This window comes from Mesorhizobium sp. B2-5-13 (assembly GCF_006440535.1).
In the GTDB taxonomy this organism is placed as follows: Bacteria; Pseudomonadota; Alphaproteobacteria; order Rhizobiales; family Rhizobiaceae; genus Mesorhizobium; species Mesorhizobium salmacidum.
The window spans coordinates 20,304-46,816 of the sequence record NZ_VFUI01000010.1; the positions used below are offsets into that span (position 1 = coordinate 20,304).

19 protein-coding genes are annotated in these 26,513 nt (G+C 64.1%); 9 read left to right on the forward strand and 10 right to left on the reverse strand.

Annotated features, from left to right (window positions below; genetic code table 11):
- Positions 1 to 125: 125 nt before the first annotated feature.
- Both FJ434_RS17845 and FJ434_RS17850 read left to right on the forward strand, forming a co-directional pair.
- Positions 126 to 4,913, forward strand: coding sequence for an NAD-glutamate dehydrogenase (locus tag FJ434_RS17845; protein ID WP_140750567.1), 4,788 nt, complete (start codon positions 126 to 128; stop codon positions 4,911 to 4,913).
- Positions 4,914 to 4,998: 85 nt separating this feature from the next.
- Positions 4,999 to 6,375 (forward strand): MFS transporter, encoded by a 1,377-nt coding sequence (locus FJ434_RS17850; protein WP_140750565.1) that lies wholly within the window; start codon positions 4,999 to 5,001, stop codon positions 6,373 to 6,375.
- A 52-nt stretch (positions 6,376 to 6,427) separates the two neighbouring features.
- Here FJ434_RS17850 and purH read toward each other — a convergent pair whose 3' ends face one another.
- Positions 6,428 to 8,044, reverse strand: coding sequence for a bifunctional phosphoribosylaminoimidazolecarboxamide formyltransferase/IMP cyclohydrolase (gene purH / locus FJ434_RS17855; RefSeq protein ID WP_140750563.1), 1,617 nt, complete (start codon positions 8,042 to 8,044; stop codon positions 6,428 to 6,430).
- Positions 8,045 to 8,193: 149 nt separating this feature from the next.
- Here purH and FJ434_RS17860 point away from each other — a divergent pair, with 149 nt between their 5' ends.
- Positions 8,194 to 8,502: an antibiotic biosynthesis monooxygenase gene (locus FJ434_RS17860; protein WP_140750561.1), complete on the forward strand. Its 309-nt coding sequence runs from the start codon at positions 8,194 to 8,196 to the stop codon at positions 8,500 to 8,502.
- A 21-nt stretch (positions 8,503 to 8,523) separates the two neighbouring features.
- Here the strand turns inward: FJ434_RS17860 and FJ434_RS17865 are convergent, their stop codons facing one another.
- The 3 genes from FJ434_RS17865 to htpX all read right to left on the reverse strand — a co-directional run bounded on the left by FJ434_RS17865 (position 8,524) and on the right by htpX (position 12,796).
- Positions 8,524 to 10,248: a heparinase II/III family protein gene (locus tag FJ434_RS17865; RefSeq protein ID WP_140750559.1), complete on the reverse strand. Its 1,725-nt coding sequence runs from the start codon at positions 10,246 to 10,248 to the stop codon at positions 8,524 to 8,526.
- Positions 10,249 to 10,388: 140 nt separating this feature from the next.
- Complete coding sequence (locus FJ434_RS17870) at positions 10,389 to 11,780, reverse strand: RsmB/NOP family class I SAM-dependent RNA methyltransferase (protein WP_181166019.1); 1,392 nt, start codon at positions 11,778 to 11,780, stop codon at positions 10,389 to 10,391.
- Entirely contained in the window at positions 11,777 to 12,796 is a 1,020-nt protein-coding gene (htpX, locus tag FJ434_RS17875; RefSeq protein ID WP_140750555.1) for a zinc metalloprotease HtpX, read from the reverse strand. Before htpX ends, FJ434_RS17870 begins: the two co-directional genes overlap by 4 nt.
- Before the next feature lie 105 nt (positions 12,797 to 12,901).
- Here htpX and FJ434_RS17880 point away from each other — a divergent pair, with 105 nt between their 5' ends.
- The gene (locus tag FJ434_RS17880; protein ID WP_027145146.1) at positions 12,902 to 13,123 is read left to right on the forward strand and encodes a DUF1674 domain-containing protein; all 222 of its coding nucleotides are present in this window, start codon (positions 12,902 to 12,904) and stop codon (positions 13,121 to 13,123) included.
- Positions 13,124 to 13,279: 156 nt separating this feature from the next.
- Here FJ434_RS17880 and FJ434_RS17885 read toward each other — a convergent pair whose 3' ends face one another.
- Positions 13,280 to 13,945, reverse strand: coding sequence for an HAD-IA family hydrolase (locus FJ434_RS17885; RefSeq protein WP_140750553.1), 666 nt, complete (start codon positions 13,943 to 13,945; stop codon positions 13,280 to 13,282).
- 171 nt (positions 13,946 to 14,116) lie between these two features.
- Between FJ434_RS17885 and FJ434_RS17890 the strand changes: the two genes are divergently transcribed.
- The 3 genes from FJ434_RS17890 to FJ434_RS17900 all read left to right on the forward strand — a co-directional run bounded on the left by FJ434_RS17890 (position 14,117) and on the right by FJ434_RS17900 (position 18,446).
- Complete coding sequence (locus tag FJ434_RS17890) at positions 14,117 to 14,986, forward strand: transglutaminase family protein (protein ID WP_140750551.1); 870 nt, start codon at positions 14,117 to 14,119, stop codon at positions 14,984 to 14,986.
- Positions 14,987 to 15,452: 466 nt separating this feature from the next.
- Positions 15,453 to 16,814, forward strand: a complete 1,362-nt coding sequence (locus FJ434_RS17895; RefSeq protein WP_140750549.1) for a pilus assembly protein — start codon at positions 15,453 to 15,455, stop codon at positions 16,812 to 16,814.
- Positions 16,815 to 17,177: 363 nt separating this feature from the next.
- Positions 17,178 to 18,446 (forward strand): cyclopropane-fatty-acyl-phospholipid synthase family protein, encoded by a 1,269-nt coding sequence (locus tag FJ434_RS17900; protein ID WP_140503898.1) that lies wholly within the window; start codon positions 17,178 to 17,180, stop codon positions 18,444 to 18,446.
- A 15-nt stretch (positions 18,447 to 18,461) separates the two neighbouring features.
- Here the strand turns inward: FJ434_RS17900 and FJ434_RS17905 are convergent, their stop codons facing one another.
- Positions 18,462 to 19,208, reverse strand: coding sequence for an MOSC domain-containing protein (locus FJ434_RS17905; RefSeq protein ID WP_140750547.1), 747 nt, complete (start codon positions 19,206 to 19,208; stop codon positions 18,462 to 18,464).
- Positions 19,208 to 21,163 carry an acetate--CoA ligase gene (gene acs / locus FJ434_RS17910; RefSeq protein WP_140750545.1) on the reverse strand — a complete coding sequence of 652 codons (1,956 nt, stop codon included), beginning with the start codon at positions 21,161 to 21,163 and terminating at the stop codon, positions 19,208 to 19,210. Before acs ends, FJ434_RS17905 begins: the two co-directional genes overlap by 1 nt.
- A gap of 305 nt (positions 21,164 to 21,468) precedes the next feature.
- On the opposite strand from acs, the gene FJ434_RS17915 reads away from it, so the two are divergent.
- The gene (locus FJ434_RS17915; RefSeq protein WP_140503972.1) at positions 21,469 to 21,741 is read left to right on the forward strand and encodes an usg protein; all 273 of its coding nucleotides are present in this window, start codon (positions 21,469 to 21,471) and stop codon (positions 21,739 to 21,741) included.
- Positions 21,742 to 22,058: 317 nt separating this feature from the next.
- Here FJ434_RS17915 and FJ434_RS17920 read toward each other — a convergent pair whose 3' ends face one another.
- Both FJ434_RS17920 and FJ434_RS17925 read right to left on the reverse strand, forming a co-directional pair.
- Positions 22,059 to 23,093 carry an aldo/keto reductase gene (locus tag FJ434_RS17920; protein ID WP_140750543.1) on the reverse strand — a complete coding sequence of 345 codons (1,035 nt, stop codon included), beginning with the start codon at positions 23,091 to 23,093 and terminating at the stop codon, positions 22,059 to 22,061.
- Positions 23,094 to 23,148: 55 nt separating this feature from the next.
- Positions 23,149 to 24,330, reverse strand: coding sequence for an MFS transporter (locus FJ434_RS17925; protein ID WP_140750541.1), 1,182 nt, complete (start codon positions 24,328 to 24,330; stop codon positions 23,149 to 23,151).
- A 118-nt stretch (positions 24,331 to 24,448) separates the two neighbouring features.
- Here FJ434_RS17925 and FJ434_RS17930 point away from each other — a divergent pair, with 118 nt between their 5' ends.
- Positions 24,449 to 25,354: a LysR family transcriptional regulator gene (locus FJ434_RS17930; protein WP_140716663.1), complete on the forward strand. Its 906-nt coding sequence runs from the start codon at positions 24,449 to 24,451 to the stop codon at positions 25,352 to 25,354.
- Positions 25,355 to 25,414: 60 nt separating this feature from the next.
- Here FJ434_RS17930 and FJ434_RS17935 read toward each other — a convergent pair whose 3' ends face one another.
- Entirely contained in the window at positions 25,415 to 26,464 is a 1,050-nt protein-coding gene (locus FJ434_RS17935) for an aldo/keto reductase (RefSeq protein ID WP_140750539.1), read from the reverse strand.
- Positions 26,465 to 26,513: the final 49 nt, after the last annotated feature.

A 26,513-nucleotide genomic window follows, 5' to 3' on the forward strand; every position in this document is an offset into this window, starting at 1 on the left:
CTCGTCAGGCGATGCCTTGCCGCCGAATTCCGATAATTCTTAGCAAGCCGTCAAACCTTTGTCGCCAAACAGCGGTCATCTGCTACCATAGTCGCAAAAGCATGCGACGGGAGGGAAGAAGCGTCATGGCCAGTGTGAAGTCCGCAGCCAAGTCGAAGAAGAAGGCACCTGCGGCGAAGATCGAGGACAGACCGGCCAGGCTCACCGATTACCTGCTCGCCCGCGCGCCGGCGGAGGATATCGCCGCCTACGACGTGACGGACCTCGAACGTGCCGCCGATCTCGCCGGCCAGGCGGTCGCCGTTCACAAAAAGGGTGAGTGCGTCGTCGCCGTCGAAGCCGATTCGGGCGTCGTTCGCGAAGGCCGCCCGGTGACCGTCATCACGGTCGTCAACGACAACATGCCGTTCCTGTTCGATTCCATCCTCGGCGAGGTCACAGAGACATCAGGTGAACCGACCCTGGTCGCCCATCCGGTGATCACGGTTCGCCATGGCAAGACGGGTGTGGACGAAATCCTCGGCGACGGCAATTTCGCCAGGGATGACGGAAGCCATGACCGGCTGAGCGTGATCCATGTCCACATTCCCCGGCTGACGCCGGAACAGGCAAATGGCTTGACCGAGCGGCTGCGCAAGATGCTTGGACAGGTCCACGCCGCGGTCAACGACTGGCGGCCGATGCTGGCCCGGCTCGATCAGGCAATCTCCGAATTCCGCTATTCGGCGGTGCCGCTCGACAAGAAGAGCGTCGCCGAGGCCATCGCCTTCCTGGAGTGGCTGCGCGACGACAACTTCACCTTCCTCGGCATGCGTGAATTCAAATACACCGGCGGCGAGGAAAGCGGCAATCTGGAACGCGCCGAAAAGCCCGGCCTCGGCATCCTGACCGACCCGGACGTGCTGGTGCTGAGGCGCGGGACCGAGGCGGTGACGACGACGCCGGAAATCCGTGCTTTCCTGCACGGACCGGAGCCGCTGATCGTCACCAAGGCGAATGCAAAGTCGCTGGTGCATCGGCGCATCTATCTCGACTACATCGGCGTCAAGACCTATACCGCCAAGGGTGCGCTGGCGGGCGAACTGCGCATCGTCGGCCTGTTCACCTCGACCGCCTATACGCGGTCGGTGATGAAGATCCCGTATCTGAGGTCCAAGGCCGAAACCATCATCGCCAAGTCCGGGTTCGACCGCCATGACCACTCCGGCAAGGCGCTGATCAACGTGCTGGAAAGCTACCCGCGCGACGAGCTGTTCCAGGTGCCGGTTCCGATCCTGCGCAAGCATGCCGCTGCCATTCTCGGCCTGGTCGAACGGCCGCGCGTGCGAGCGCTGGTGCGCGCCGACCAGTTCGACCGTTTCGTCTCGATCCTCGTCTTCGTGCCGCGCGACCGCTACGACAGCGTCGTGCGCGAGAAGATCGGCGCCTATCTGAAAACCGTGTTCGAGGGCCGGCTGTCGGCCTACTACCCGGCCTTCCCCGAAGGCGGGCTGGCGCGCGTTCACTTCATCATCGGCCGCTCCGGCGGCAAGACGCCGAAGGTCGAGCAGGCGACGATAGAGGCGGCGATCCGCGACATCGTGCGCACCTGGGAAGATGCGCTTGCCGACGCAGCGGAAGCCAGCGGCAGCGATCCGGCGTTGAAAGCGATCGCCGCGCGGCTGCCGGAGAGCTACCGGGATACGTTCAGCGCGGCGGTGGCGCTGGCCGACGCCGGGCGTATCGCCAAGATCAGCGCCGGCAATCCGATCGCCATCGACTATTACCGCCATGCCGAGCAGAAGCCACACCAGGCGGCGCTGAAGATCTATCACCATGGCAGCCCGGTGGCGTTGTCGCGGCGCGTTCCGGTGCTGGAGAACATCGGCTTCCGTGTCATCAGTGAGCGCACCTTCGAGGTCGGCGACGACCAGTCGGGCTTGGTCTTCATCCACGACATGGAGCTGGAGAACAGCTACGGCAAGCCGATCGACCTCGCCGACGGCGGCGCGCTGTTCGAGGACGCTTTCCTGTCGGTATGGCGCGGCGATGTCGACAATGATGGCTATAATGGCCTTGCCCAGACCGCCGGCCTGTGGTCGGGCGAGATCACGATCCTGCGCGCCTATGGCCGCTATTTGCAGCAGGTCGGCATTCCGCAGAGCCAGGATTTCATTGCCGCGGCGCTCAACCGCTATCCCGAGATCGCGCGCGGCCTGCATGACCTGTTCATCGCGCGGCTCGGCCCGACGGCGGAAACGGAAGGCGTGGTGGCGGCCAAGCACCTCAAGGCCAAGATCAGGGATGCGCTGGAAGATGTGCCCAACATCGACGACGACACCATCATCCGCCGCTATTTAAATCTGATCGAAGCCTCGCTGCGCACCAATCATTTCGTTGCCGATACGAAAGAGAAAGGCCAGTCGCTGGCGATCAAGCTCGAATCGCAGGCGGTCGAGGGATTGCCGGCGCCGCGGCCATGGCGGGAAATCTTCGTCTACGGCTCCGAGGTCGAAGGCCTGCATCTGCGCTTCGGCCCGGTGGCGCGTGGCGGCTTGCGCTGGTCGGACCGCGCCCAGGACTACCGCACCGAAGTGCTCGGCCTGGTCAAGGCGCAACAGGTCAAGAATGCCGTCATCGTGCCTGTCGGCGCCAAAGGCGGCTTCTATCCCAAGAAGCTGCCGATGAGCGCCGGCCGCGACGCCATTTTCGAGGCCGGCACCTCGGCTTACAAGAACTTTGTCTCCAGCCTGCTGTCGATCACCGACAATATCGGCCTGGACGGCGTCATTCCGCCGGCCGGCGTAGTGCGCCGCGACCAGGACGATCCTTATTTCGTCGTCGCCGCCGACAAGGGCACGGCGACCTTCTCCGACACCGCCAACGCCATCTCGGAGAAGCACGGCTTCTGGCTCGACGATGCCTTCGCCAGCGGCGGTTCGGCCGGCTACGACCACAAGAAGATGGGCATCACCGCCAAGGGCGCCTGGGAAGCGGTCAAGCGGCATTTCCGCGAGATGAACCGCGATGTCCAAACCTCGCCGTTCTCTGTTGTCGGTGTCGGTGACATGTCGGGCGACGTGTTCGGCAACGGCATGCTGTTGTCGCCGAAAACGCGGCTGATCGCCGCCTTCGACCATCGCGACATCTTCATCGATCCGGATCCTGACATGGCGGCCTCGATGGCCGAGCGCGAGCGCATGTTCGCGTTGCCGCGTTCGAGCTGGCAGGACTATGACAAGACCAAGCTGTCGGAAGGCGGCGTCATCGTCTCGCGCAACCAGAAGTCGATCTCCTTGCCGGTGGCCGCGGCGGTCGCGATCGGCCTCGCCAAGACGACCGCCACGCCGGTCGAGATCATGACCGCCATCCTCAAGGCGCCGGTCGACCTGTTGTGGTTCGGCGGCATCGGCACGTATCTCAGGGCGTCGACCGAAACGAATGCCGAGGTCGGCGACCGCGCCAACGATGCCGTCCGCATCACCGCGCTCGACGCGCGCGCCAAGGTGATCGGCGAGGGCGCCAATCTCGGTGTGACGCAGCGCGCACGCATCGAGTTCGGCATGAATGGCGGCCGCTGCAATTCCGACGCCATCGACAATTCGGGCGGCGTCAACTGCTCCGACGTCGAGGTCAACATCAAGATCGCGCTGGCGTCCGCCATGCGCAAGGGATCGCTGACACGTCCGGCGCGCAACAAGCTGCTGGCCGAGATGACCGACGAGGTCGGCGGCCTGGTGCTGTCCAACAACTACCAGCAGACGCTGGCGCTTTCGATCGCCCGCAAGCGCGGTCTCGCCGACATCGCGCATCAAAGCCGCTTCATGACGGCGCTGGAGGCGCGCGGCCTGCTCGATCGTGTGGTCGAGACGTTGCCGTCGCCGGTAGCCCTTGCCGAGCGCGAGGCACGCGGCGAGCCGCTGACCCGGGCCGAGCTTGGCGTTCTGCTCGCCTATGCCAAGATCGTGCTGTTTTCCGACATCGTCGCCAGCGACGTGCCGGACGATGCGCATTTCGACCGCGATCTGATGGGCTATTTCCCGGACCGGATGGCGAAGAAATACGCTTCCGAGATCCACGGTCATCGGCTGCGCCGCGAGATCATCGCCCGTGTCGTGGCCAACGACCTGGTCAATCGCGGAGGGCCGTCCTTCGTCAACCGGCTGCAGGAAGCGACGGGGCGCACCGCCGCCGATGTGGTGCGCACCTTCGCCGTGGTGCGCGATGGCTTTGCGCTGCCGGCGCTCTATCGCGAGATCGACGCGCTCGACAACCAGATCGACGGCCAGGTGCAGCTCGATCTCTATCAGATGGTGAGCCGGCTCATCTATATGAGCAGCGGCTGGTATCTGAAGAACGATGCCGGCACGGCACCGCTCGGCCAGCGCATCGCCGAACTGCAGGAGGCGCGCAAGGCGCTGGAGCCCAAACTGGTATCGCTGCTGCCGGCTTTTTCCCGCGAGCGGATCGAGGAGAAGCGGCACGGGCTGTTCAAGGCTGGCGCGCCGGAGAAGCTGGCCGAGCAGCTGGCGATGAGCGAGGCGGCGGAGCTCATCCCCGACATCGCGCTGACGGCGCGCACCGCCGGTGCCGATATTGTCGCGGCCGCCAGGGCGTTCTTCGCCGTCAGCGACGCCTTCCGCATCCCGCGCGTCGAGGATGCGGCGCGCTCGATCACGCCTTCGGACTATTATGATCAACTCGCTCTGTCCCGCGCCACCGACACGATCGGCGCGGCACGGCGCGGTATCGCGGTCGCCGCGCTCACCGGCCAGTCCAAGGCGGCCGATCCGGTGGCGGCCTGGCTCGAAGCCGGCGGCGAGCGGGTGGCGCGCATCCGCGATCGGCTACAGGCGCTGACGGAAGGCGGCGACATCACCGTGTCGCGGCTGTCGGTTGCGTCGGGCCTGATGAGCGATCTGACGGGAATGTGAGCCAGCGCTTGTCCATTTGCATGAACATTCGAAACATGCAGACATGGCGCCCGAAATGGGCGGAGCGGGTGCCGGGGGAATCACTATGGCGGTAGAGACAATCCAGCGGGCGTCCGGGCGCGGCATTTGGGGGTGGATGTTCTTCGACTGGGCGGCGCAGCCGTTCTTCACGGTCGTCACCACCTTCATTTTCGGCCCCTATTTCGTTTCGCGCATGGCGGGCGATCCCACCACCGGCCAAGCCGTCTGGGGCTATGGCATCGCCGCTGCCGGGCTGGTCATCGCGGTGCTGTCGCCGATCCTCGGTTCGATCGCCGACCAGACCGGGCCGCGCAAGCCATGGATCGCCTTCTTCGCCGCGATCAAGGTCACCAGTCTCACCTTGCTCTGGTTCGCCGCGCCCGGCTCGAACCTGTTCCTGATCGTGGCGCTGTTCTCGCTGGCGTCGGTGGCGGCGGAGTTTTCCACCGTCTTCAACGATTCCATGATGCCGCGCCTGGTGCCGAAGAGCGAGATCGGCCGCATCTCCAACGTGGCCTGGGGCCTCGGTTATCTCGGTGGCATGATCGCACTGATCTTCGTCGTCACCTGCCTGGCCGGCTCGCCGGAAACCGGCAAGACGATCATCGGCATCACCCCATTGTTCGGTCTTGACCCGCAGCTGGGCGAGGATGCCCGCGCCACCGGGCCGCTGTCGGCCGGATGGTATTTCCTGTTCATCCTGCCGATGTTCTTCTTCACGCCCGACGCCATCAAGGGCATCCCGATCGGGCCGGCGGTGCGCGAAGGCCTGTCGGAGCTGAAATCGACGCTGGCCGAGGTGCGCAAGCGTGGCGGCATCTTCCGCTTCCTCGTCGCCCGCATGATCTACCAGGATGGCGTCAATGCGCTGCTGGCGCTGGGCGGCACCTTCGCGGCGGGCATGTTCCAATGGTCTATCACCGAGATCGGCATGTTCGGCATCATCCTCAACGTCGTCGCCATCTTCGGTTGCTGGATCGCGGCGCGGCTCGACACCGGCCTGGGTTCCAAGGCGGTGGTGATGATTTCGTTGGTCATGCTGTCCATCGCCACCATCGGCGTCGTCTCGACCGGCCCGGGCTTCACGCTGCTTGGCCTGATCCAGCTTTCGACCGCCGACTCGGGAGGCCTGTTCGGCACGGCGGCCGAAAAGGCCTACATCATGTACGGCCTGCTGATCGGCCTGGCTTTCGGGCCGGTGCAGGCGTCGTCGCGCTCCTACATGGCGCGCAGCGTGACTGCAGCCGAATCCGGCCGCTATTTCGGCATCTATGCGCTAGCCGGCCGGGCAACCAGTTTCCTGGCGCCGTTTATGGTGGCGACGATTACCGCAACCAGCGGCTCGGCGCGGCTCGGCATGGCGGCGATTATCCTGTTCCTGGCCATCGGCATGGCGATCCTGGTTCGCACGCCGTATCCGGCGGATCGGCCAGTTGAATAGCAGCGCCTCTTCCTTCTCCCACAATAAGTAAGGGGAGAAGGGAAGAAGCTCCTCAATGCCGGAAATGCCGCACGCCTGTGAACACCATGGCGATGCCGTGTTCGTCGGCGGCGGCGATGACGTCGTCGTCGCGCATCGAACCGCCCGGCTGGATCACGGCGGTGGCACCGGCCTCGATGGCCGACAGCAGGCCGTCGGCGAAGGGAAAGAAGGCGTCCGAAGCGACCACCGAGCCCTTGGTCAACGGCTCCGCCATGCCTGCCGTCTCCGCCGCGTCGACCGCCTTGCGCGCGGCGATGCGTGAGGAATCGACCCGGCTCATCTGGCCGGCGCCGATGCCGACGGTGGCACCGTCCTTGGCATAGACGATGGCGTTCGACTTGACGTGCTTGGCGACGCGGAAGGCGAATTTCAGATCGGCCATTTCGCTGGGCGTCGGCGCGCGCTTCGTCACCACCTTCAGATCGAGGTCGTCGACCACGGCGTTGTCGCGGCCCTGGACAAGCAGGCCACCGGAAACCGACTTGACCGTCGTGCCTGCCGTGCGCGGGTCGGGCAGGCCGCTGGTGACCAGCAGGCGCAAATTCTTCTTGGCAGCTATGATTGCCGCGGCCTCGTCGGTGGCGTCGGGGGCGATGATCACCTCGGTGAAGGTTTTCACGATTTCCTCGGCCGCCTCGGCGTCAAGGGCGCGGTTCAAGGCGACAATGCCGCCGAAGGCCGAGACCGGGTCGCAGGCGAGCGCCTTGGCGTAGGCCGCTTTCAGCGACGTACCTTCGGCCACGCCACACGGATTGGCGTGCTTGATGATGGCGACGGCGGCCGAGCGGTTCGGATCGAACTCGCCGGCCAGTTCGAAGGCGGCATCGGTGTCGTTGATGTTGTTGTAGGATAGCTGCTTGCCCTGCAGCTGCCGCGCCGTGGCGACGCCCGGCCGTTTGTCGCCATTGACGTAGAAGCCGGCATCCTGATGCGGGTTTTCGCCGTAGCGCATGACCTCGGCAAGCCTGCCGCCGAAGGCGCGCCAGGTCGGATGCTCGATCTCCAGCGCCTCGGCGAACCAGCCCGAGATCGCCGCGTCATAAGTGGCGGTGCGGGCGAAGGCCTTGGCCGCCAGCTTCTTGCGGAAATCCAGCGACAGCGAGCCGATGTTCATCTCCAGCGCGTTGAGCACCGCGGCGTAGTCGCCGGGATCGGTGACAATGGCGACATAGGCATGGTTCTTGGCCGAGGCGCGGATCATCGCCGGGCCGCCAATGTCGATATTCTCGACGATCGCCGCGTAGTCGGCGCCGGAGCGGCGGACCTCCTCGAACGGATAAAGATTGGAGACGACGAGATCGATCGGCTCGATGCCGTATTTGCGCATCGCCAATGCATGCTCGGGATCGTCGCGCACGCCAAGCAGCGCGCCGTGCACGGACGGGTGCAGCGTCTTGACGCGGCCGTCCATGATCTCGGGAAAACCGGTGAGCTCGGAGACATCGCGCACCGCCATGCCGGCTTCGGCGATCGCTTTTGCCGTGCCGCCGGTGGAGACGAGCTCGACGCCGGCCGCGGCCAGTGCCCTGGCGAAATCGGTCAGCCCGGTCTTGTCGAAGACGGAGAGCAAGGCACGGCGGACGGGAACGAGGTCCGGGGCGGGAATATTCTTGGCGGCGACGGCCATTGGCTGGCGGCCTTTCACGGCTGGTGTGATGGGTGCCCGCGCCGTAGCATATGAGGCCCGGAAATCAAGCGTGGCGCGTCATTCGACGGTTTCATATGAAATTGAGGGCATCCAGTACAGGCTCATGTGCTCGCGATGGAGGAAAACCTATGGCATTCGTGCGTATTGGCCAGTTCAGGGCGTTGCCGGACACGACGGAGCGGTTGCGGGCCGTCTACGAAGCCGAGGCGATCCCCGCCATCCGCGCTGCCAAGGGCAATATCAGCGCCGTTCTGCTGCAGCAGCACCAGGCGCGCGACACGTTCATGGCAATCACCGTTTGGAGCACGGCAGAGGATGCCGAGCGCTATGACCGAAGCGGCGAGGCGGCGGCGATGGTCGACAAGATCCGCTTCGCCTTCGCCGGCCCGCCATCGCTCAGCACCTATGACGCCTTCGGTATCCCGCAGCAGGCTTGAGCCGACTGGTTTGGCGGCGGTTCAGTTGTTTTCGGGATAACCGGCGATCTTTGTCCGCGTCAGCTGCCAATGGACTTCGGCAATGTCGGACGCCTTGAAGGCCAGCACGATCTGGCGGCTGCGGCGCGGCCCGCCCAGACCGGCGAAATAGATCGATTCCTCAACTTCGGGCACCACTTCGTCCGAGGTGAACACCCAAGTATCGGCCAGATCGGCGGTCAGCACCAGCCGCTCCTGTTCGTCCTGCAGCAGATTGATGTCCGGATGGACGTGAAAGCGCACCGTGATGAAATCGCGGCCGCTGTTGCGGATCGCGGCGTTGCCGGGCCGCTGGAACCGGTCCCGGCCCGCCAGCACATTGCCGTCCGAAGACAGTTTCAGCTCACGTTCGTGCAGGAAGCCGAAACGCTGCAGATATCCGTCATGACGGGCGATGAAGCCGTGGACGCCCTTCTGGTCGATGCGCTTGCACTGCACTTGCTGCGGGCCGCCGATCAATGGTGATCCCAACTGGTCGTTGACCCGCAGCGCGTGGGTGAAACGCGCCGAAGACGTGTCGTTGATGGTGGCTGTCGAATGCGCTGCGGTGGCGCGGGCCAGTGGCCGGAACTCCGCGGCGCCGTAGGTGTCGATGCCGGCATTGACGATATAGTGCTGGCGGCCCGACGACAGTTCGAAGGCGAGGCAGCCGGCATGGGCCGCATTGGACACGTCGACCGGCGGCGGCAGGCCGGTATCGGCGATCACGGTGGTGCCGCCGATCGCCAGCCGTTCATAGCCCGAATGCGGTGCATGCAGCAGCGGGGAGCCGGCGGTGTCGTCATGGCGCAGGATGGTGGCGATGCGGTCATGGATTGTGGCGCCCATACCGTTGAAGCGGGCGAGGCTGCCATCCTGATGGCGGAAGAAGCGCAGCGCCGGCAGCATGCGGTCAATGGCGCCGATCAGCGCCTGCGGCGGCGCTTCGGCCTGGTTGGCGTAGGTCTGGCGCAGCGGCAGGAGGTCGGCGAGGATTTCCAGCACAGCCATTGGATTGCGCGAGATATGGCCGCCGTCTGCAAGGATCTGGCGATTGAGTTCCCCGGCAAGGTTGCGGGTGGCGCCGCGCAGCGCGGAAGCCGGCGCCGGCAGGGACAGTGCCGCGAAGGCCAGCGCGATACGGGCGCGCAGCCGATCCTTGCCGTCGGGCATTTCGCGCGCCATCGACCTGAGATAGCGGATCTGCATGGCGAGCGATTTCAGGAAAGCGCGGTAAAAGGGGAACTCGGCGCCCTGCAGCACGACGGAGGAATGCTGCAGCCAGGCGATGATGCGTTTGGCCGTCGTGCCTGGCTCCCAGGCGATGCCTGAAATATGGTTGCCATGCATGGCGATCCAGTCGGAGACGAGCGCGCGGGCGTTTGCCGCGGCGAGCTCCGTGCCGGCGGCACGCATGTGGCGCAGCCAGCGGAAGCCATGCAGCGTCTTCTGCCACCCGTGATTGGGGACATTGATCTGGAAAGGGGATTTGCCGCCGGTCTCGACCAGATGGCCAGACAGGGGATAGCGGCCGTAATAGATCTCGAGTGCGATCTGCGGGTCGGCGAGGCGCAGGTCCGGCGGCGCGATCAGGACACGTTCGGGCGTGCGGCCGGAATAGCGCCAGCGATAGACCGGGCTGGCACGCAGGCGCCGGCGCGTCTTGCGCCAGAACTCCTTCGCGACCAGCGTCCATAGACGCGTCGTGTTGCTGGCAGCCAGTGCCAAAACCCCTCCTGATCGTCCTCTACCCCAAGCACAAGCTTATATGATTCAAGAACTTATGCGAAGGCGAATTCCATAGGACGGCGCCCGGTCCCCTGCTTTTGGACCGGTTCCTTCCTAAAAAAATCTGCAAATCCCAGTGCTTAGGCCGAGGTTCGACGCATGCGCGCGGCGAAGAAGCCGTCCAGACCGGAGCGCTCCGGCGCGCCGAGGTCAAGATCGGCGGGCGTGGTGCGCAGTGTGCCTTGCGGCGTCAGGAACGAATCGATGCCGGCGATCTCGCCTTGCCGCAGCGGATCGTCAATGGCCGCAGCCGTGTCCTTGAGAAAGGAACGATGCAGTTCTTCGCCCTCGATCGGATCGAGGGAACAATTCGAAAAGACGATCCTACCGCCGGGCCTGACCAGTGTAACGGCGCGCGCGAGCAGCCTGCGTTGCAAGTCGGCGAGTTTTTCGACGTCCGCCGCCGTCTTGGTCCACGGCACGTCCGGATGCCGCCGCACCGTGCCCGTCGAGGAACATGGCGCATCGAGCAGCACGGCGTCGAACAATTCGCTGGGCTCGTATTTGAGCAGATCGGCCTGGACGATGTCGGCGCAGAGGCCGAGGCGGCCGAGATTCTGCGCCAGCCGCGCCAGGCGGTTCTTCGAGGTGTCTACCGCTGTGACCCTGGCGCCAGCGAGAATGAGCTGCGCGGTCTTGCCGCCGGGCGCTGCGCAAAGGTCGGCGACGCGCAGGCCGGCGACATCGCCGAACAGCCGGGCGGGAAGGCTGGCCGCCGCATCCTGGACCCACCATGCCCCCTCCGCGAAGCCCGGCAATTCCGTGACGGCGCAGGCTAGCTTCTCCACCCGAACCGTTCCGGTGGGCAGGACAATGCCGCCGAGCTTTTCGGCCCAGAGTTCGGCATCGGCCTTGACCGAGAAATCGACCGGCGCCTCGTGGCGATGGGCAGCCAGGATCTGCCGGGCCTTCTCGGTGCCATAGGCGGCCTTCAGCCGGTCGGAAAACCATTTTGGCGCTTCGTCTGTGGCGGCAAGCGCGGCCGGAAGCTCGGCTTCCTTGGCTCGCGCCAGCGTGCGCAGCACGCCGTTGACCAGGCCGGAAAAACGCTGCGTGCGGGGGTCGGACTTGGCGTGGGTCACCGCTAGGTCGACGGCGGCGCTGTCGGGAATGTCGAGGAACAGGATCTGCGCTGCCGCCACATGCAATATGTGCGACAAGGCGGTCGCGTTGGGCGGCAGCGGCTTTTCCAGGCGCCGCGCCAGCAGTCCCGAGATGGTCATGCGGTAGCGCAGCGCGGTTACCAGTATGGCGCGCACCAGGCCACGGTCGCGCAAATCGAGGACCCTGTATTGCGGATGGCCGTTCTCGTGGTCGGTCAGGCCATCAAGCGGCGTGCGGGCATCGATGACTGCGGCCAGCAGCCGCGCCGCAGCCTTCCGCGCGGCGAGGCCGGCAACGAACTCGCCGCCGGCATTGTGTTCCTGATCGCCTGCAACCGTGCGTCGAGGTGCTCTGCCCGCCACGCTCACGACCACCGGCCCTTGGGCCCGGTCGGGTTGCGACCCCACGGATTGGATTTCGGGCTGGCCGGTTCGGCCGGCTGTTCCGGTTCGGCCGGCTTGCCCCACGGTCCAGCCGCTTGCGGCTCGTCCATTTGCGATGGCGTCGGTGCCTGGCGCTGCGCGGTTCGCGGAGCGCCATCGCCCATCTGCCGCGCCATTGCCTGCAGGGCGGCGATGCGGTTGTCGGTGCTCGGATGGGTGGAGAACAGACTGTCCATGCGCTCGCCATGCAGGGGGTTGATGATGAAGAGATGCGCCATCGCGGGATTGCGCTCGGCATCGGGGTTGGGAATGCGTTCGGCCCCGCGGGCGATCTTGTCAAGCGCGGAGGCCAGCCATAGCGGGTGTCCACAGATTTCGGCGCCGCGCCGGTCGGCCTCGTATTCGCGGGTGCGGCTGACCGCCATCTGCACGATCATGGCCGCGAAGGGCGCGACGATCATCGCCGCCAGAACGCCGACAAAGCCGAACGGGTTGTTGTCGCGGTTGCCGCCAAGGAAAAAGGCGAAATTGCCGAGCATCGAGATGGCACCGGCAAAGGTGGCGACGATGGTCATGGTCAGCGTGTCGCGGTGCTGGACGTGGGCGAGCTCATGCGCCATCACGGCGGCGACCTCTTCATGGGTCAGCCGCTGCAGCAGGCCGGTGGAGGCGGCGACGGCCGCGTTCTGCGGATTGCGGCCGGTGGCAAAGGCATTCGGCTGCGGATTGTCGATCAGATAGGTTTTCGGCATCGGCAGCCCGGCCTGTTTGGCCAGTGCCTGGACGATGGCGTAATATTCCGGCGCGTTCTTCTCGTCGACCTCGACGGCGCGGTTCATCGACAGCACCATCTTGTCGGCGTTCCAGTAGCTGAACAAATTGGTGCCGGCAGCGACCAGCAGGGCGATCATCATGCCGCCCGAACCGCCGATCAGGAAGCCGACGCCCATGAACAGCGCAGTCATGGCGGCGAGAAGCATGGCGGTGCGAATGGTGTTCATCGTCTGCTCCTGTCCGGATGGTGGTGAGAAAGGGTCGATCCTCGTGACGTCATCGCTATATGATGGGAAACGCCTGTTCCTGTTTCAATCCGCTCGAGATATCGCATGAACGATGAAACCAGTAAAACGCCAGCCGGCACGGATGACGGCGAGCCGCCAAAAGAGCTGACGCCCGCCGCCCGCCGTGCGCTGCAGGAAGCCGAGGCAAGACGGCAAGACTACCGCCGCAAGGAAGCAGCACTGCCCCGGGAAATCGGCGGCCGCGGCGGCAAGGAACCCGGCCGCTATGGCGACTGGGAGGTCAAAGGCCTGACCAGCGACTTCTAGAGTGTGTTGATATTCAGATGAGACCGGCCTGCAAACGGAAGCTGCCTGCGCTTCCGTTGCTCACATACCTCAGTACGCTCCGTTCCGGTTCTCGGCAGCTTCCGTTTTCGACTCGGCCTGACCTGAATCTCGGCACACTCCAGGCCGCGCTGCACTCTAAGCTGCGTTGCGCTGGGGCTCGAGCGCAACCCAGCCGCGTTCGTCGACGGTGATGTCGATGTCATCGTAACCGGCGATCGTGGCATGCTGTGTTGCCAGGGGATGCTGGTGCGTGGCGTTGATCACCATGACCGACGCTCCCGCCGCCTCCGCCGCCGCGATGCCAGCCGGGGCATCCTCGAACACCAGGCAGTCACTCGCGTCGAAGCCAAGCCGTCTTGCGCCGAGCTGGAAACAATCGGGCGCCGGCTTGCCACGGGAAACATCCTCCGCCGCGACGAGGACCCCAGGGACAGGAATGCCGGCGACCTTCATGCGTGCAAGCGCCAACGAGCGTGGCGCCGAGGTTACGATGGCCCAGCGCTCCGGCGGCAGCGCGTTGAGAAACGCCACGGCACCGGAGATCTGGAGGATGCCCTCGAGATCGTCGGCCTCGGCCTTCAGCAGTAAATCGGCTTCGTGTGTCGGGTCGACGCCCGGGAGTGCAAGGGCGGTGATGGTCTCGATCGCCCGCACGCCATGAATTGTCGGCAGGAAGGCCGCGACGTCGAGGCCGTGGCGCAGCGCCCAGTCGCCCCAGACCCGCTCCGCCGAGGCGATGGAATTGATGAGCGTGCCGTCCATATCGAAGAGGAAGGCGGCGAATTTTTTGCCAGCAAACATGATTTTCCTTGAAGTCCGGGGGAGGGTGTCGAGGGAGGACGCAACCGTAACGCCAAGGTGCCGACATGAAAAGGCGCGAGAGCGCTTTTGGGTCGCGATCCAGGGAACCACCGTCACCTTGCAACGTTTGAAATCGTACAATTCCCATCACGCGAACCAGGGACGACGCCCATGCTGATACGCCTCGGCTACGAGATCGCGATTGAATGCGCCGAGGCAACCCCGGTGATTTCTCTGCTCGAAATCCACAAGGACAGGCGGGCCGACATCAAGCGGCAGACACGTGTGCTCATCTCGCCATCGGTGCCGACCAGGCTCTATCACGACCTGCATGGCAATGCCTGCCGCCGTTTCACCGCGCCCGCCGGCGGCTTTCGCATCCTCTACGACGCGGTTGTCGAGGACAGTGGCGAGACGGACGAGGTCAACACGCTGGCCCGGGAAATGCCGGTCGCCGAGTTACCCGACGAGGTGCTCTTCTATCTCCTGGGCAGCCGCTATTGCGAGACAGATCATCTGAGCAATCTCGCCTGGCAGCTTTTCGGCCATCTTCCGTCCGGTTGGGCGCGGGTGCAGGCGATTGTCGACTATGTCCACAACCGCCTGTCCTTCGGCTATGGCTATGCGCGTTCGACCCGCACTGCCGCGCAGGCGCACGAGGAACGCGTCGGGGTGTGCCGCGACTTCGCCCATCTGGCCATCACGCTTTGCCGTTGCATGAACATTCCGGCGCGCTACGTGAACGGCTATCTCGGCGACATCGGCGTGCCGGCCGATCCGGCGCCGATGGATTTCTCGGCCTGGATGGAAGCGTTCCTCGACGGCAAGTGGTACACGTTCGATCCGCGCCATAACCGGCCCAGGGTTGGTCGCGTCGTCATCGCGCGCGGCCGCGACGCCACCGACGTTCCCTTGCTGCACAGTTTCGGCCCCCACCGGCTCACCTTGTTCAAGGTATGGACCTACGAACAGCAAAGCAGGCTGTTCAATCCACCCCACCGCGGTATCGACAGGACGGCCAGCGCGCAGATGCTGGCCTAGCTCTCGGCGTCAGCCATTTTCGGTTCGGCCTGACCTGAATCTCAACGCGTTGGCTAATGCATGTCGCCCGGAAGTGTCCTCGGTTCCGGGACAACGACATGCATTAAATCAGAAACCTACAGCAGGTCGGGCGAATCCCATTCGCCGCGACATGCTGTAGATTTGTGCCATGCCTCGCAACCCTGGGACAGTTGGTCCGCTTCGGCACAGAAGGCCTGTGCCGCAACAGGACGTCGCCAAGACTTCGGCGATTGCCTCGCCTCGAGCATGGTAAGCGTCTGGTAAACGCGGCGAGGATCGTGGTTTTTCGTTTACCAGTCGTTCACTTTCGCGAAGGTCTAAAGCAAGCAAAAACAACAGCTTGATATCTGGCCGAAGGTGTCCCGGCGTGAGGCGGAGTCATCCGGCTGGAATCCTGCATTGCCCTGTCCGCGGCGACGAGGCCGAGGCAAGCGGAGGCTGTTGGATGCGGAATTACGGGGGTCTTGTTCACGCGGTCGGCAGGTTCGCCAGAGATCGCGGTGGAAATTTCGCGGTCCTGTTCGGCTTTGCTGCCTCGGTCTTGGCGCTGGTCGCGGGCTTCTCGGTCAATGTCACGCAGCTCTACAATGCCAAATCGAGCCTGCAGGGCGTCGTCGACGCGGCGGTGACATCGACGGCACGTGACCTGACCACGGGTGCCATCAAGGAGGCCGACGCAAACAAATCCGTGCAGGCCTTTCTCGACGCCAACGCTACCGCCGGAATTCTGCAGGCCGGCCAAGTCGTTTTTGACCGGCTGATCGTCGACAAGATCGCAAAAACGGTCCAGGTGGACGCCCACGTCGATGTTGCCCTGTTCTTCCCGATTTTCGGCACGGACGATGCGAGGCGGGTCACTGCTTCGACAACATCGCTTTATTCGGACAAGACCATCGAAGTGGCGATGATGCTCGATGTAACCGGATCGATGGCCGGTCAGAAAATCAAGGACCTGAGGACCGCCGCCGCCAATGCGGCGGACAGCTTCCTGGGTACTCAGGACCCGAACAAGCCGCGCGTTCGCCTCTCCATCGTGCCCTACGCCAATTCGGTCAATACCGGCCAACTTGCGGCCAGCAGCGTCTATGTGGAAGCCAATGCCAGTCAGCGCAAGCAGGCGCCCGGCAATGCGAGCGCTCAACCTGCTTCGGCATCCCCGCGCCCGGACAATTGCGCCACGGAACGCAAGGGGACCGATCAATATTCGGAGGCGGGTCCTGGCTCCAGCATGGTCAACCGCGACTATCTGTTGTCTAGCTTTGCCGCTAACACAAACACTGCGGCTTGCCCGGCCGCCGCACTCGTCCCTTTGACGGCTGACGTCGCCACGCTCAAGAATGTCATCAAGAATCTTGGCGCCTCGGGGGGTACTGCCGGCCACATCGGCGTTCAATGGACCTGGTATATGCTGTCGGAAAGCTGGGGTGGCGTGCTCAATGCCTCTCAGCGGCCAGCCAAATTCGATCCCAAGAAAGTTGGCAAGTACGCGATCCTTATGACAGACGGCGAATTCAACCTGTCCTATTTCGACGCGACCAGCGTTGGCGGAGTCTATAACGATGCCGGCAAGGAAACGACCCGCACGGCCGCGACAAAACTCTGCGCCGCCATGCGCGACAAAGGCATAGAGATATTCACGATCGGCTTCAAACTCGATGAGACGAATGCCGCTTCGACGCTCCAGAACTGTGCCAGCCCCGATACCGGTTCAGTCAAGCACTTCTATCAGGCCGCCGACGGCGCCGAATTGGATTCGGCCTTTCAGACAATCGCCCGCAACATCGAAACCCTTGCTTTGACCAAGTAGAACCCAGCCCAAACGGAAAAGGCCGCCGCTTCTTTCGAAGCCGGCGGCCTTCCGTGTTTCCGTCCATGGCGCGGCTCAATGGCGGTGACGTTCACGTCACCCGCCGCGCATCTCGCGCCTTAACGGGAAGACTGCTTCCCGAAAGTGCAATCCGCTGAGGCCACGTTCTGGAAAACGAAATCACTCGACATCGGATCACCTCCTTTCGATTTGTTGAACACACCCTCATGATGGGGTGCGTTGCAGCAAATGACAAGTGCCATGCTGAAAAAGGCATCCTTGCCGGAAGATGGCGCCGTATGCTTTGGCTTGCGATCCAGGTCCCGAACGGACAAGATTGAGCCATCGACAGCGGGGAAGGGTATGGACGCCACCGAAAGAGCTGCGCGCATCGTTCGAACGGTAGTCGAGGCGGTGAAGCCCGCCTTCGCGGTCAGGCTGTGGACCGGCGAGCGGATCGGCCCCGCCACCGGCCCCGTGCTCGTCATCAACGACCACGACATCGTCTGGCAGATCGTTCGCCGACCGTCCCTGTCGACCCTTATCGAGATGTGGATTTCCAAGGCAGTCGACATCGAGGATGGATCGCTGTTCGATTTCTACGCCCTGCCTTCGACGGGCAAGCTGCGGTCGAAGCTGAAGACATTGCCGAAACGGGCGCTTCTGCGTGACTTGCCGGCGGTGCTGTTTTCGAGAAAGCAGATGACGTCGCGGGTTGATCTCGCTGGTCGCAACCCGTTCGTCAGCGGCTCCAGCAAGGAGGCGATCCAGCATCACTATGATATCTCGAATGCCTTCTACGGGCTCTTTCTCGACGAGCGCATGGTCTATAGCTGCGGGTATTTCCAGGATTTCGCAAACGGCATCGACGAGGCGCAGGTCGACAAGCTCGACCATATCTGCCGCAAGCTTCGGCTGAAACCGGGTGAAAGATTGCTCGACATCGGCTGCGGCTGGGGCGCGATGCTGATCCACGCCGCGAAAAATTATGGTGTCGTCGGACACGGCGTATCGCTGTCGCAAGCCCAGACCTCACTAGCCCGCGAGCGCATTCGCGCCGAGGGTCTGGAGGACAAGATCACCATCGAGATAAAGTCCTACGCAGAACTCACCGGCACCTTCGACAAGATATCGTCCATCGGTATGTTCGAGCATCTGGGCCTGGCAAACCATGCGGCCTACTTCTCCGCTGTCCACCGGCTGCTGAAACCGGGCGGAATCTATCTGCATCACGCCATCACAAGGCGCAGCAAGGGCGACATCAAGAAGACCCTGCGCAAGGGGCCGGAATACAGGGCGCTGATCAAATACATCTTCCCGGGTGGCGAGCTCGATACGGTCGGCATGACGCTAGGCAATCTCGAAGCCCACGGCTTCCTCGTCTACGATGTCGAGAATTTGCGCGAGCACTATGCCCGCACCTGCAGGCTGTGGGCCGAGCGTCTGCAGGCGCGGTTCGGCGAGGCAATCGCCGAGGTCGGCGAAGCCAAGGCGCGGCTGTGGCTGCTTTACCTGAGCGGCTGCTCCATCACCTTCGAACGCGCCTCGGCGCAGATATTCCAGACCGTCGCCACCAAACGCGCGCGAGGCCCGAGCGGCCTGCCACCGACCCGGGCGGACCTTTATCGATAGGCTTGGGTCGGCAGGTCAGACAAACCGCATCGGCGCACCGATCTCGACACGGCCAGGCTGGTCGACGGTGCAATAGACGCCGAGATTGTGGCCGTTGTGGCGGACCAGATTGCGCAGGATCCCTGGATCATTGTCGAAACCGTCCTGGGCGATGATGGTGAAGCCGCAGCGGCGGCACGGCTCGGAGATGGTCAAGACCAGGTCGCCGATGGCGAGCTTTCGACCGATCCATTCGGTTTCGGGAAACGAGCCCTCGACCGGAGCGGTGTCGACGACGATGTTGGGGCGGAAGCGGCGCGGATCGGCGGCCCCTTCCGGATGCAGTGCCTTCAGCCGCGCCAGCGATGCCGTGGTCAGGAGATGGATCGGCGCCTTGCGGTAGCGTTCCGCGGTCAGCGGACCGGCATAGCCTGCCGCATTCTCCCTGCGGAACGGCCGGATCGAGGCGCCAAAGCCGAGATAGGCCGATACGGCGCGGTCGCATTCGGCGCTGGGTGCGGCGAGCCAGTGGCCATCGGGGATGGCGATTTCCAATTCGCCGCCGTGGCTCAGCCGGGTGCGGATGCTCGGCACCTTGTGCCATTTGGCGTCACGATCGGGCCGGGCGATCTCGTTGTCCGAGATATCGACGAGGCCGAACATACGGTCGCCCTCGATGCTGTGGGTGCCGACCAGGATGGCGTCCTGGCGCTCGCCGGCGAGCGAACTCGCCGGATAGCGCCACAACTGGGTGACGGTGCCCAACGCCGCGTCTTCCCGCATCAGCCCTTCTTGTTCTGCCGGTTGGCGATGAGATCGTCGACCACGGCCGGATCGGCAAGCGTCGAGGTGTCGCCGAGTGCGGAAAAATCGTCCTCGGCGATCTTGCGCAGGATGCGGCGCATGATCTTGCCCGAACGCGTCTTGGGCAGGCCGGGCGCGAACTGGATCTTGTCGGGCGTCGCGATGGCGCCGATCTCCTTGCGGACATGGGCGACGAGTTCCTTGCGCAACTCTTCGCTCGGCTGCTCGCCGGCCATCAGCGTGACATAGCAATAGATGCCCTGGCCCTTGATGTCATGGGGATAGCCGACCACGGCGGCCTCGGAAACCTTGTCATGGCTGACCAGAGCCGATTCGACCTCGGCCGTGCCCATGCGGTGGCCGGAGACATTGATGACGTCGTCGACGCGGCCGGTGATCCAGTAGTAGCCGTCCGCATCGCGGCGGCAGCCGTCACCCGTGAAATATTTTCCCTTGTAGGCGGAGAAATAGGTCTGCACGAAACGGTTGTGATCGCCATAGACGGTGCGCATCTGGCCCGGCCAGGAATCGGTGATGCAGAGGTTGCCATCGGCCGCACCGTCCACCACCTTGCCCTCGCTGTCGACCAGTTGCGGCTGGACGCCGAAGAAGGGCCGTGTCGCCGAGCCTGCCTTGAGGTCGGTAGCGCCCGGCAGCGGCGTAATCAGGATGCCCCCGGTCTCGGTCTGCCACCATGTGTCGACGATCGGCACCTTGCCGTCGCCGACGACGTTGAAATACCACTCCCAGGCTTCCGGGTTGATCGGCTCGCCGACCGAGCCCAGCACGCGCAGCGATTTTCGCGATGTCTTGGTGACATGCGCGTCGCCGGCGCCCATCAGCGCGCGCAGCGCTGTCGGGGCGGTGTAGAAGATGTTGACCTTGTGCTTGTCGATGACTTCCCAGAAGCGCGACTGCGAGGGGTAGTTCGGCACCCCCTCGAACATCAGCGTGGTGGCGCCGTTGGCGAGCGGTCCATAGACGATGTAGCTGTGGCCGGTCACCCAGCCGACATCGGCGGTGCACCAGTAGATGTCGCCGTCATGACAGTCGAAGACATATTGGTGCGTCATCGACACATAGACGAGATAGCCGGCGGTGGTGTGCAGCACGCCTTTGGGCTTGCCGGTCGAGCCCGACGTGTAGAGGATGAACAGCGGATCCTCGGCCTTCATCTTCTCCGGCTTGCACTCAGGCTTCACCGTCGCGACTTCGTCGTGATACCAGACATCGCGCCCCGGCGCCCAGCCGATCTTGCCGCCCGTGCGGCGCACGACCACGACGGTCTTGACCTTGACATGGTGCTTGGCGGCAACGTCGATCGCCTTGTCGGTGTTCTCCTTCAGAGGAATGGGTTTTCCTCCACGCAGACCCTCGTCGGCAGTGATGACGAAGGTCGATTCGCAGTCGACGATGCGGCCGGCCAAGGCATCCGGCGAAAAGCCGCCGAAGACGACCGAATGAATGGCGCCGATACGCGTGCAGGCCAGCATCGCGTAAGCCGCCTCCGGGATCATCGGCATATAGATGGTGACGCGGTCCCCTTTCTTGACGCCGTGCTTCTTCATCACATTGGCAAGCCGGCAGACATGCTCGTAGAGCTCGTTGTAGGTGACCTTCCTGTCGTCGTAGGGGTTGTCGCCTTCCCAGATGATGGCGGTCTGGTCGCCGCGCTTCTTCAGGTGGCGGTCGATGCAATTATACGAGACGTTGGTCTGGCCATCCTCGAACCACTTGATCGAGACCTTGCCGTCGAAGGAGGTGTTCTTGACCTTGGAGAAGGGCTTGAACCAGTCGATCCGCTTGCCGTGCTTGCCCCAGAACTTGTCCGGGTTCTTCACGCTGTCGGCATACCATTTGAGGTAAGTGTCATTGTCGATCAGCGCGTTCTTCTTCCACGCCGGCTGGACGCGATGGACATGAACCTCGGACATTTCTTGGCTTTCCTCCCGAACAATCCGCGGGCTTGAAACGCCCGCGGGATCGCGGCCACGCAGCCGCGAATTCGGCGGCATTATTACCAGTTCCGCCGCGACGGCAACATTAGACGTTGGATTCGCGTGGCGGGATGCCGCAGGAGCGCTTTCCGAGGCTGTCAGCACTCGACGCGGTTCGCTGCTAACTGCATGTTTTTGTGGGAAAAGTTCGTTCTGCGATCAAGAAAAATCAATAGACAGTTAAGTAACGGCGCGCACAATTGGTGCTTGGGAGGACAGGAGAATCAACCTTGGGGACCGCAATGCGCGACCATCTGGAAATGGACCTGATGCTCAAAGGCTACGGCCTGACCACGGCCAAGATTCTTTATCATTTTCCCGACCACCCGCATCTCCTGCAGAGCTTCGTCTGGCAGGATTACGACATCGCTCCGACATTTCCGGTGCTGATCAGGTTCATCGAATTCTGGAAGGCCAAGCTCGACGGGCCCCTGCATTCGGTCAGCTACACGCACCAGAAGCTGATCGCGCCGAACGAATGGCGCAAGGTGGATGGCGAGTTCGTGCTGCACTGAGGGTCCGGCGCAGAAGCTTTGAGGCTCGCTTGCGTTGACGGGCCGATATGCATGGCGATTGACGGAACGCCTATCGCTTCGTCATCCTAGGGCGCAGCGAGGAGCGGAGCGACGAGAGCAGACCCTAGGATCCATGCCGCGACCTCTCGACGTTGCAGCGGTCCAGAATTCTGATCCGCCGCATTGCTCAACAGCCGTCACGGCATGGATCCTCGGGTCTCCGCGACGGAGCTTCGCTCCTGCTTCGCCCGTGGATGACGAAACTGAGAGGCGTCGGCCAATCCCGAACGTTGCCGCCCAAATGAACGATCGCGAGTTTAAACCGCCGGCGGGTTCAGCCGGGCAAAGCCTTCCTGACGCCGATAGGGGAAATAGGGGTAGGGCGCGGTGACCTCGCTTGCGGCGTCGAGCTTTTTCATGTGCTCCGGCGTCAGCGTCCAGCCGACGGCGCCGAGGTTCTGTCGCAGTTGCTCCTCATTGCGGGCGCCGATAATGACGGAGGAAACGGTCGGGCGCCGCAGCAGCCAGTTGATCGCGATCTGCGGAACCGTCTTGCCGGTTTCCTCAGCCACGGCGTCGAGCGCATCCATGACCCGATAGAGATGCTCATCCTCGACCGGCGGGCCGAAGCTCGCGGTCTCGTGCAGCCGGCTCTTTTCCGGCAAGGGCTGGCCGCGGCGGATCTTGCCGGTCAGGCGGCCCCAGCCGAGCGGGCTCCACACCAGTGCGCCGAGGCCCTGGTCGAGGCCGAGCGGCATCAGCTCCCATTCATAGTCGCGGCCGAGCAGCGAATAGTAGACCTGATGCGCGACATAGCGTGGGTAGCCGTGCATCTCCGCGAGGCCGAGCGACTTCATCACTTGCCAGCCGGAGAAGTTGGAGACGCCGACATAGCGCAGCTTGCCGGAGCGAACGAGGCCGTCCAGCGTCGACAGAACTTCCTCGATCGGCGTGCCGGCATCGAAAGCGTGCAGCTGCAGCAGGTCGATGTAGTCGGTGCCGAGGCGCTTCAGCGCGGCGTCGACCGACTTGATCAGCCGCGAGCGCGATGAGCCAAAGTCGGCCGGCCCGTCGCCCATGGGCAGCGCGGTCTTGGTCGAGATCAGCACCGCGTCGCGCCGGCCCTTGATCGCTTCGCCGAGCACCTCCTCCGAGGCGCCGTTCGAATAGACGTCGGCGGTGTCGAACAAATTGACGCCGGCCTCGAGGCAGATGTCGATGAGGCGCCGCGCTTCGCTGGCGTCACTGTTGCCCCAGGCACCGAACAGCGGGCCGGAACCGCCAAAAGTTCCGGCGCCGAATGAGAGCGCCGGCACATTCAGGCCCGATGCGCCGAGACGTCGATAGTCCATTTTCTTGCTCCTGGTGGTTTGTGAAGAGGAGAGGCGATTCCGGTGTCGGCTGATGTCACGACCGGACGGTGGCAGGCGCGCCTGATGTGGTGCCACGATCGAGGCGAAGCGCCAGTCCGGCCACGGCGAGTGCCGCCAGCGGCAGCAGGGCGGCGACCCAGGTGAGCGAACCCAGCCCAAGGCCATGGGCGATGACCGTGCCGCCAAGCCAGGCGCCGGCCGCATTGCCGAGATTGAAGGCGGCGATGTTGAACGATGAGGCCAGGCTTTGGCCGGCGCCTTGCGCCTTCTCCAGCATCCACATCTGCAGCGGCGCCACGGTGGCGAAGGCGGCCGCGCCGAGCAGGCCGACATAGATCACGGCCATGACCTGGCTGTGGATGGCGAAGCTCATCGTGGCAAGCACCAGCGCCAGCACCACGAGGCTGCCGAGCACCGCCGGCACCAGCCAGCGATCGGCGACCTTGCCGCCGGCGAGATTGCCGGCGATGAGACCGCCGCCGAAGACGAGCAGGATCGGCGACACGGCCGCTTCCCTGAAGCCGCTGATCTCGGTGAGCAACGGGGCGATGTAGGTAAAGACGGCGAAGACGCCGGCATAGCCGAGCACCGTCGTGGCGAGGCCGAGCAGGACGGGCGTGCGGCGCAGCACGGCGAGATCGGTGCGCAAATCGCTCTTCTCGAGCGTTGCGTGGCCGCGCGGCACCAGGGCCAGGATGACGGCGAAGGCGGCGAGGCCGACGGCGGTCACCGCCCAAAAGGTCGCGCGCCAGCCAAAGGCCTGGCCGAGCCAGGTGCCGAAGGGTACGCCGAGGATGTTGGCGATGGTGAGCCCGGTGAACATCAGCGCGATCGCCGAAGCTTTCCTGTTGGGCGCGACCAGGCCAGTGGCGACCACCGAGCCGACGCCGAAGAAAGTGCCATGGGCAAAGGCGGTGATGATACGGGCACCCATCAGGGTCCAGTAATCTGGCGCCAGCGCACAGGCGAGGTTGCCAATCGTGAAGATTGCCATCAACGCCAGCAGCACGGTTTTGCGCGGCCAGTTGCCGGTGGCGATGGTCAACAGGGGTGCACCGATGACAACACCGAGCGCGTAACCCGAGATCAATTGGCCAGCGGCCGAGATCGACACACCAAGATCCTTACTGACATCTATGAGCAGGCCCATGATGACGAATTCGGTGACACCGATGCCAAAGGCGCCGGCAGCGAGGGCATAGAGAGCAAGAGGCATGGCGGTCCCATCTGTCAGCAAAGGACGCCCAGTCCGCGCCCCAGCCCGGAAGATCGTGATCCGCCATGTTGTGAACCAGACTTGCCGAAGGCATATTTCCTGTGAAATAGATTCACAGGTGGCCAGGCCCGATATCAACCGCTCCGGCGAGATCGAAGTCTTCGTATGCGTCGTCGAAGCGGGGAGCTTCTCGGCCGCGGCGCGCCGCCTGCGCATGACACCGTCGGCGGTGAGCAAGCTGATCGCGCGGCTCGAAACACGGCTTGGCGCGCGGCTTGTCAGCCGCTCGACGCGCAAGCTCCAGCTCACGCCGGAAGGGACGTCCTTCTACGACAGCGGCGTGCGCGTCCTGGCTGACCTCGATGCCGCCGAGCGGGAAGCGGCGGCGGGTGCGGCGCCGCGCGGGCGGCTGAGGGTCAATGCCTATGTGCCGTTTGGCCAACACAGGCTAATGGCACTGCTGCCGCGCTTTCTGGCACGGTATCCGGAGATTTTCGTCGAGGCTGTGCTGACCGACAGCGTGATCGATCTGTTGGAAGAGCGCGCCGATGTCGCGATCCGCGCCGGGCCGCTTCGCGAGTCACGGCTGGTGGCGCGCAAGCTCGGCCAGAGCCGGATGGTGGTGGTTGCCGCGCCTGCCTATCTCGAAGCGCGCGGTACGCCGCTGACGCCCGGCGATCTCGGCCGTCACAACATGCTTGCCTTCGGTTTCGTCCGATACATCGACGGCTGGCCGTTCATCGACGCGGCCGGCGCACCGGTCATGGTCCCGATCGCAGGCTCTGCCACGGTGAGCGACGGCGAGGCGATGCGGCTGTCCGCCCTATCAGGGGCGGGCATTGCGCGGCTGGCGCGCTGGCATGTCGAGCCCGACATCGCCGCCGGCCGGCTGGTGCCGCTGCTGGAAGACTTCAACCCCGGCGACGAAGAGCCGACGCATGCCGTCTATGTCGGTCAGGGCAAACACCTGCCTGCACGTGTGCGGGCCTTTCTCGACTTTCTCGCAGAGACCGTCCGGCTGTAGTCGAAGCCGCGCGTCCATGGGACACGCGGCGTCGAAAAGACTGGCTTGCCAGCGGTAGGGCTATGCCTTCGGGACGAAAGGCGCCGGACGACGGCCGGCGCCCTGGCGTTCGACCATCCAGCCGGGATATTCGGCCGGCAAGGCGCTCACTTGGTCCAGCCTGGCGAGGTCGTCGGCATCGAGCTTGAGGCTGGTGGCGGCGAGGTTCTGCTCGAGTTGCTCCATGCGGCTGGCGCCGATGATCACACTCATGACGAAAGGCTTGGCCAGGACACAGCCGAGCGCCACGGTGGCGACGCTGACATCATGTTTCTTGGCGACCTCGCGCATGACGGCGACCGCTGCCCAGGCGCGGTCCTCGTTGACCGGCGGGAAGTTGAAGGACGCGCGGCGGCCCTCGCCGTTGCCCGGCGCGCCGGGGCCATATTTGCCGGACAGCAGCCCGCCGGCCATCGGCGACCATACCATCAGGCCGAGCTTCTCCTCGTTGATCAGCGGTACGATCTCGCGCTCGAGGTCGCGGCCGGCGATCGAATAATAGGACTGGATGGTCTCGAAACGGGCAAAACCCTTGCGGTCGGCGATGCCGAGCGCCTTGGCGATGCGCCAGGCCTGCCAGTTGGACACGCCGACATAGCGGACCTTGCCACTAGTGACGAGATCATCGAGTGCCCGCAGCGTCTCGTCGATCGGCGTCACCGCGTCGGTGCCGTGCAACTGATAGAGATCGATGTGATCGAGCTGCAGCCGTTCGAGGCTGGCATCGACCGAATCCATGATGTGGCCGCGTGAGGAGCCGCGCTGGTTCGGCCCGTCGCCCATGGCGGCATGGACCTTGGTGGCGATGACCACGTTCGACCTGGCAACACGGAGATCTCTAAGCGACTGGCCGAGCAGGCGTTCGGACTCGCCGACGGAATAGACGTCGGCCGTATCGAAGAAGTTGATGCCGGCGGCGATCGAGCGGCCGACGATTTCGTTGACGCCCTTCTGGTCGAGGCTGGCGATCAGGCCCCATTGGGCGTTCTGGCCGGCGGCGCCGAAGGTCATGGTGCCGAGGCAAAGTTCGGAGACGAAAAGCCCGGTATTTCCAAGCTGATTATAACGCATCGTGATGCTCCAGGAGGATGTGGTGACATCCGGACAAATAGGAACGGTA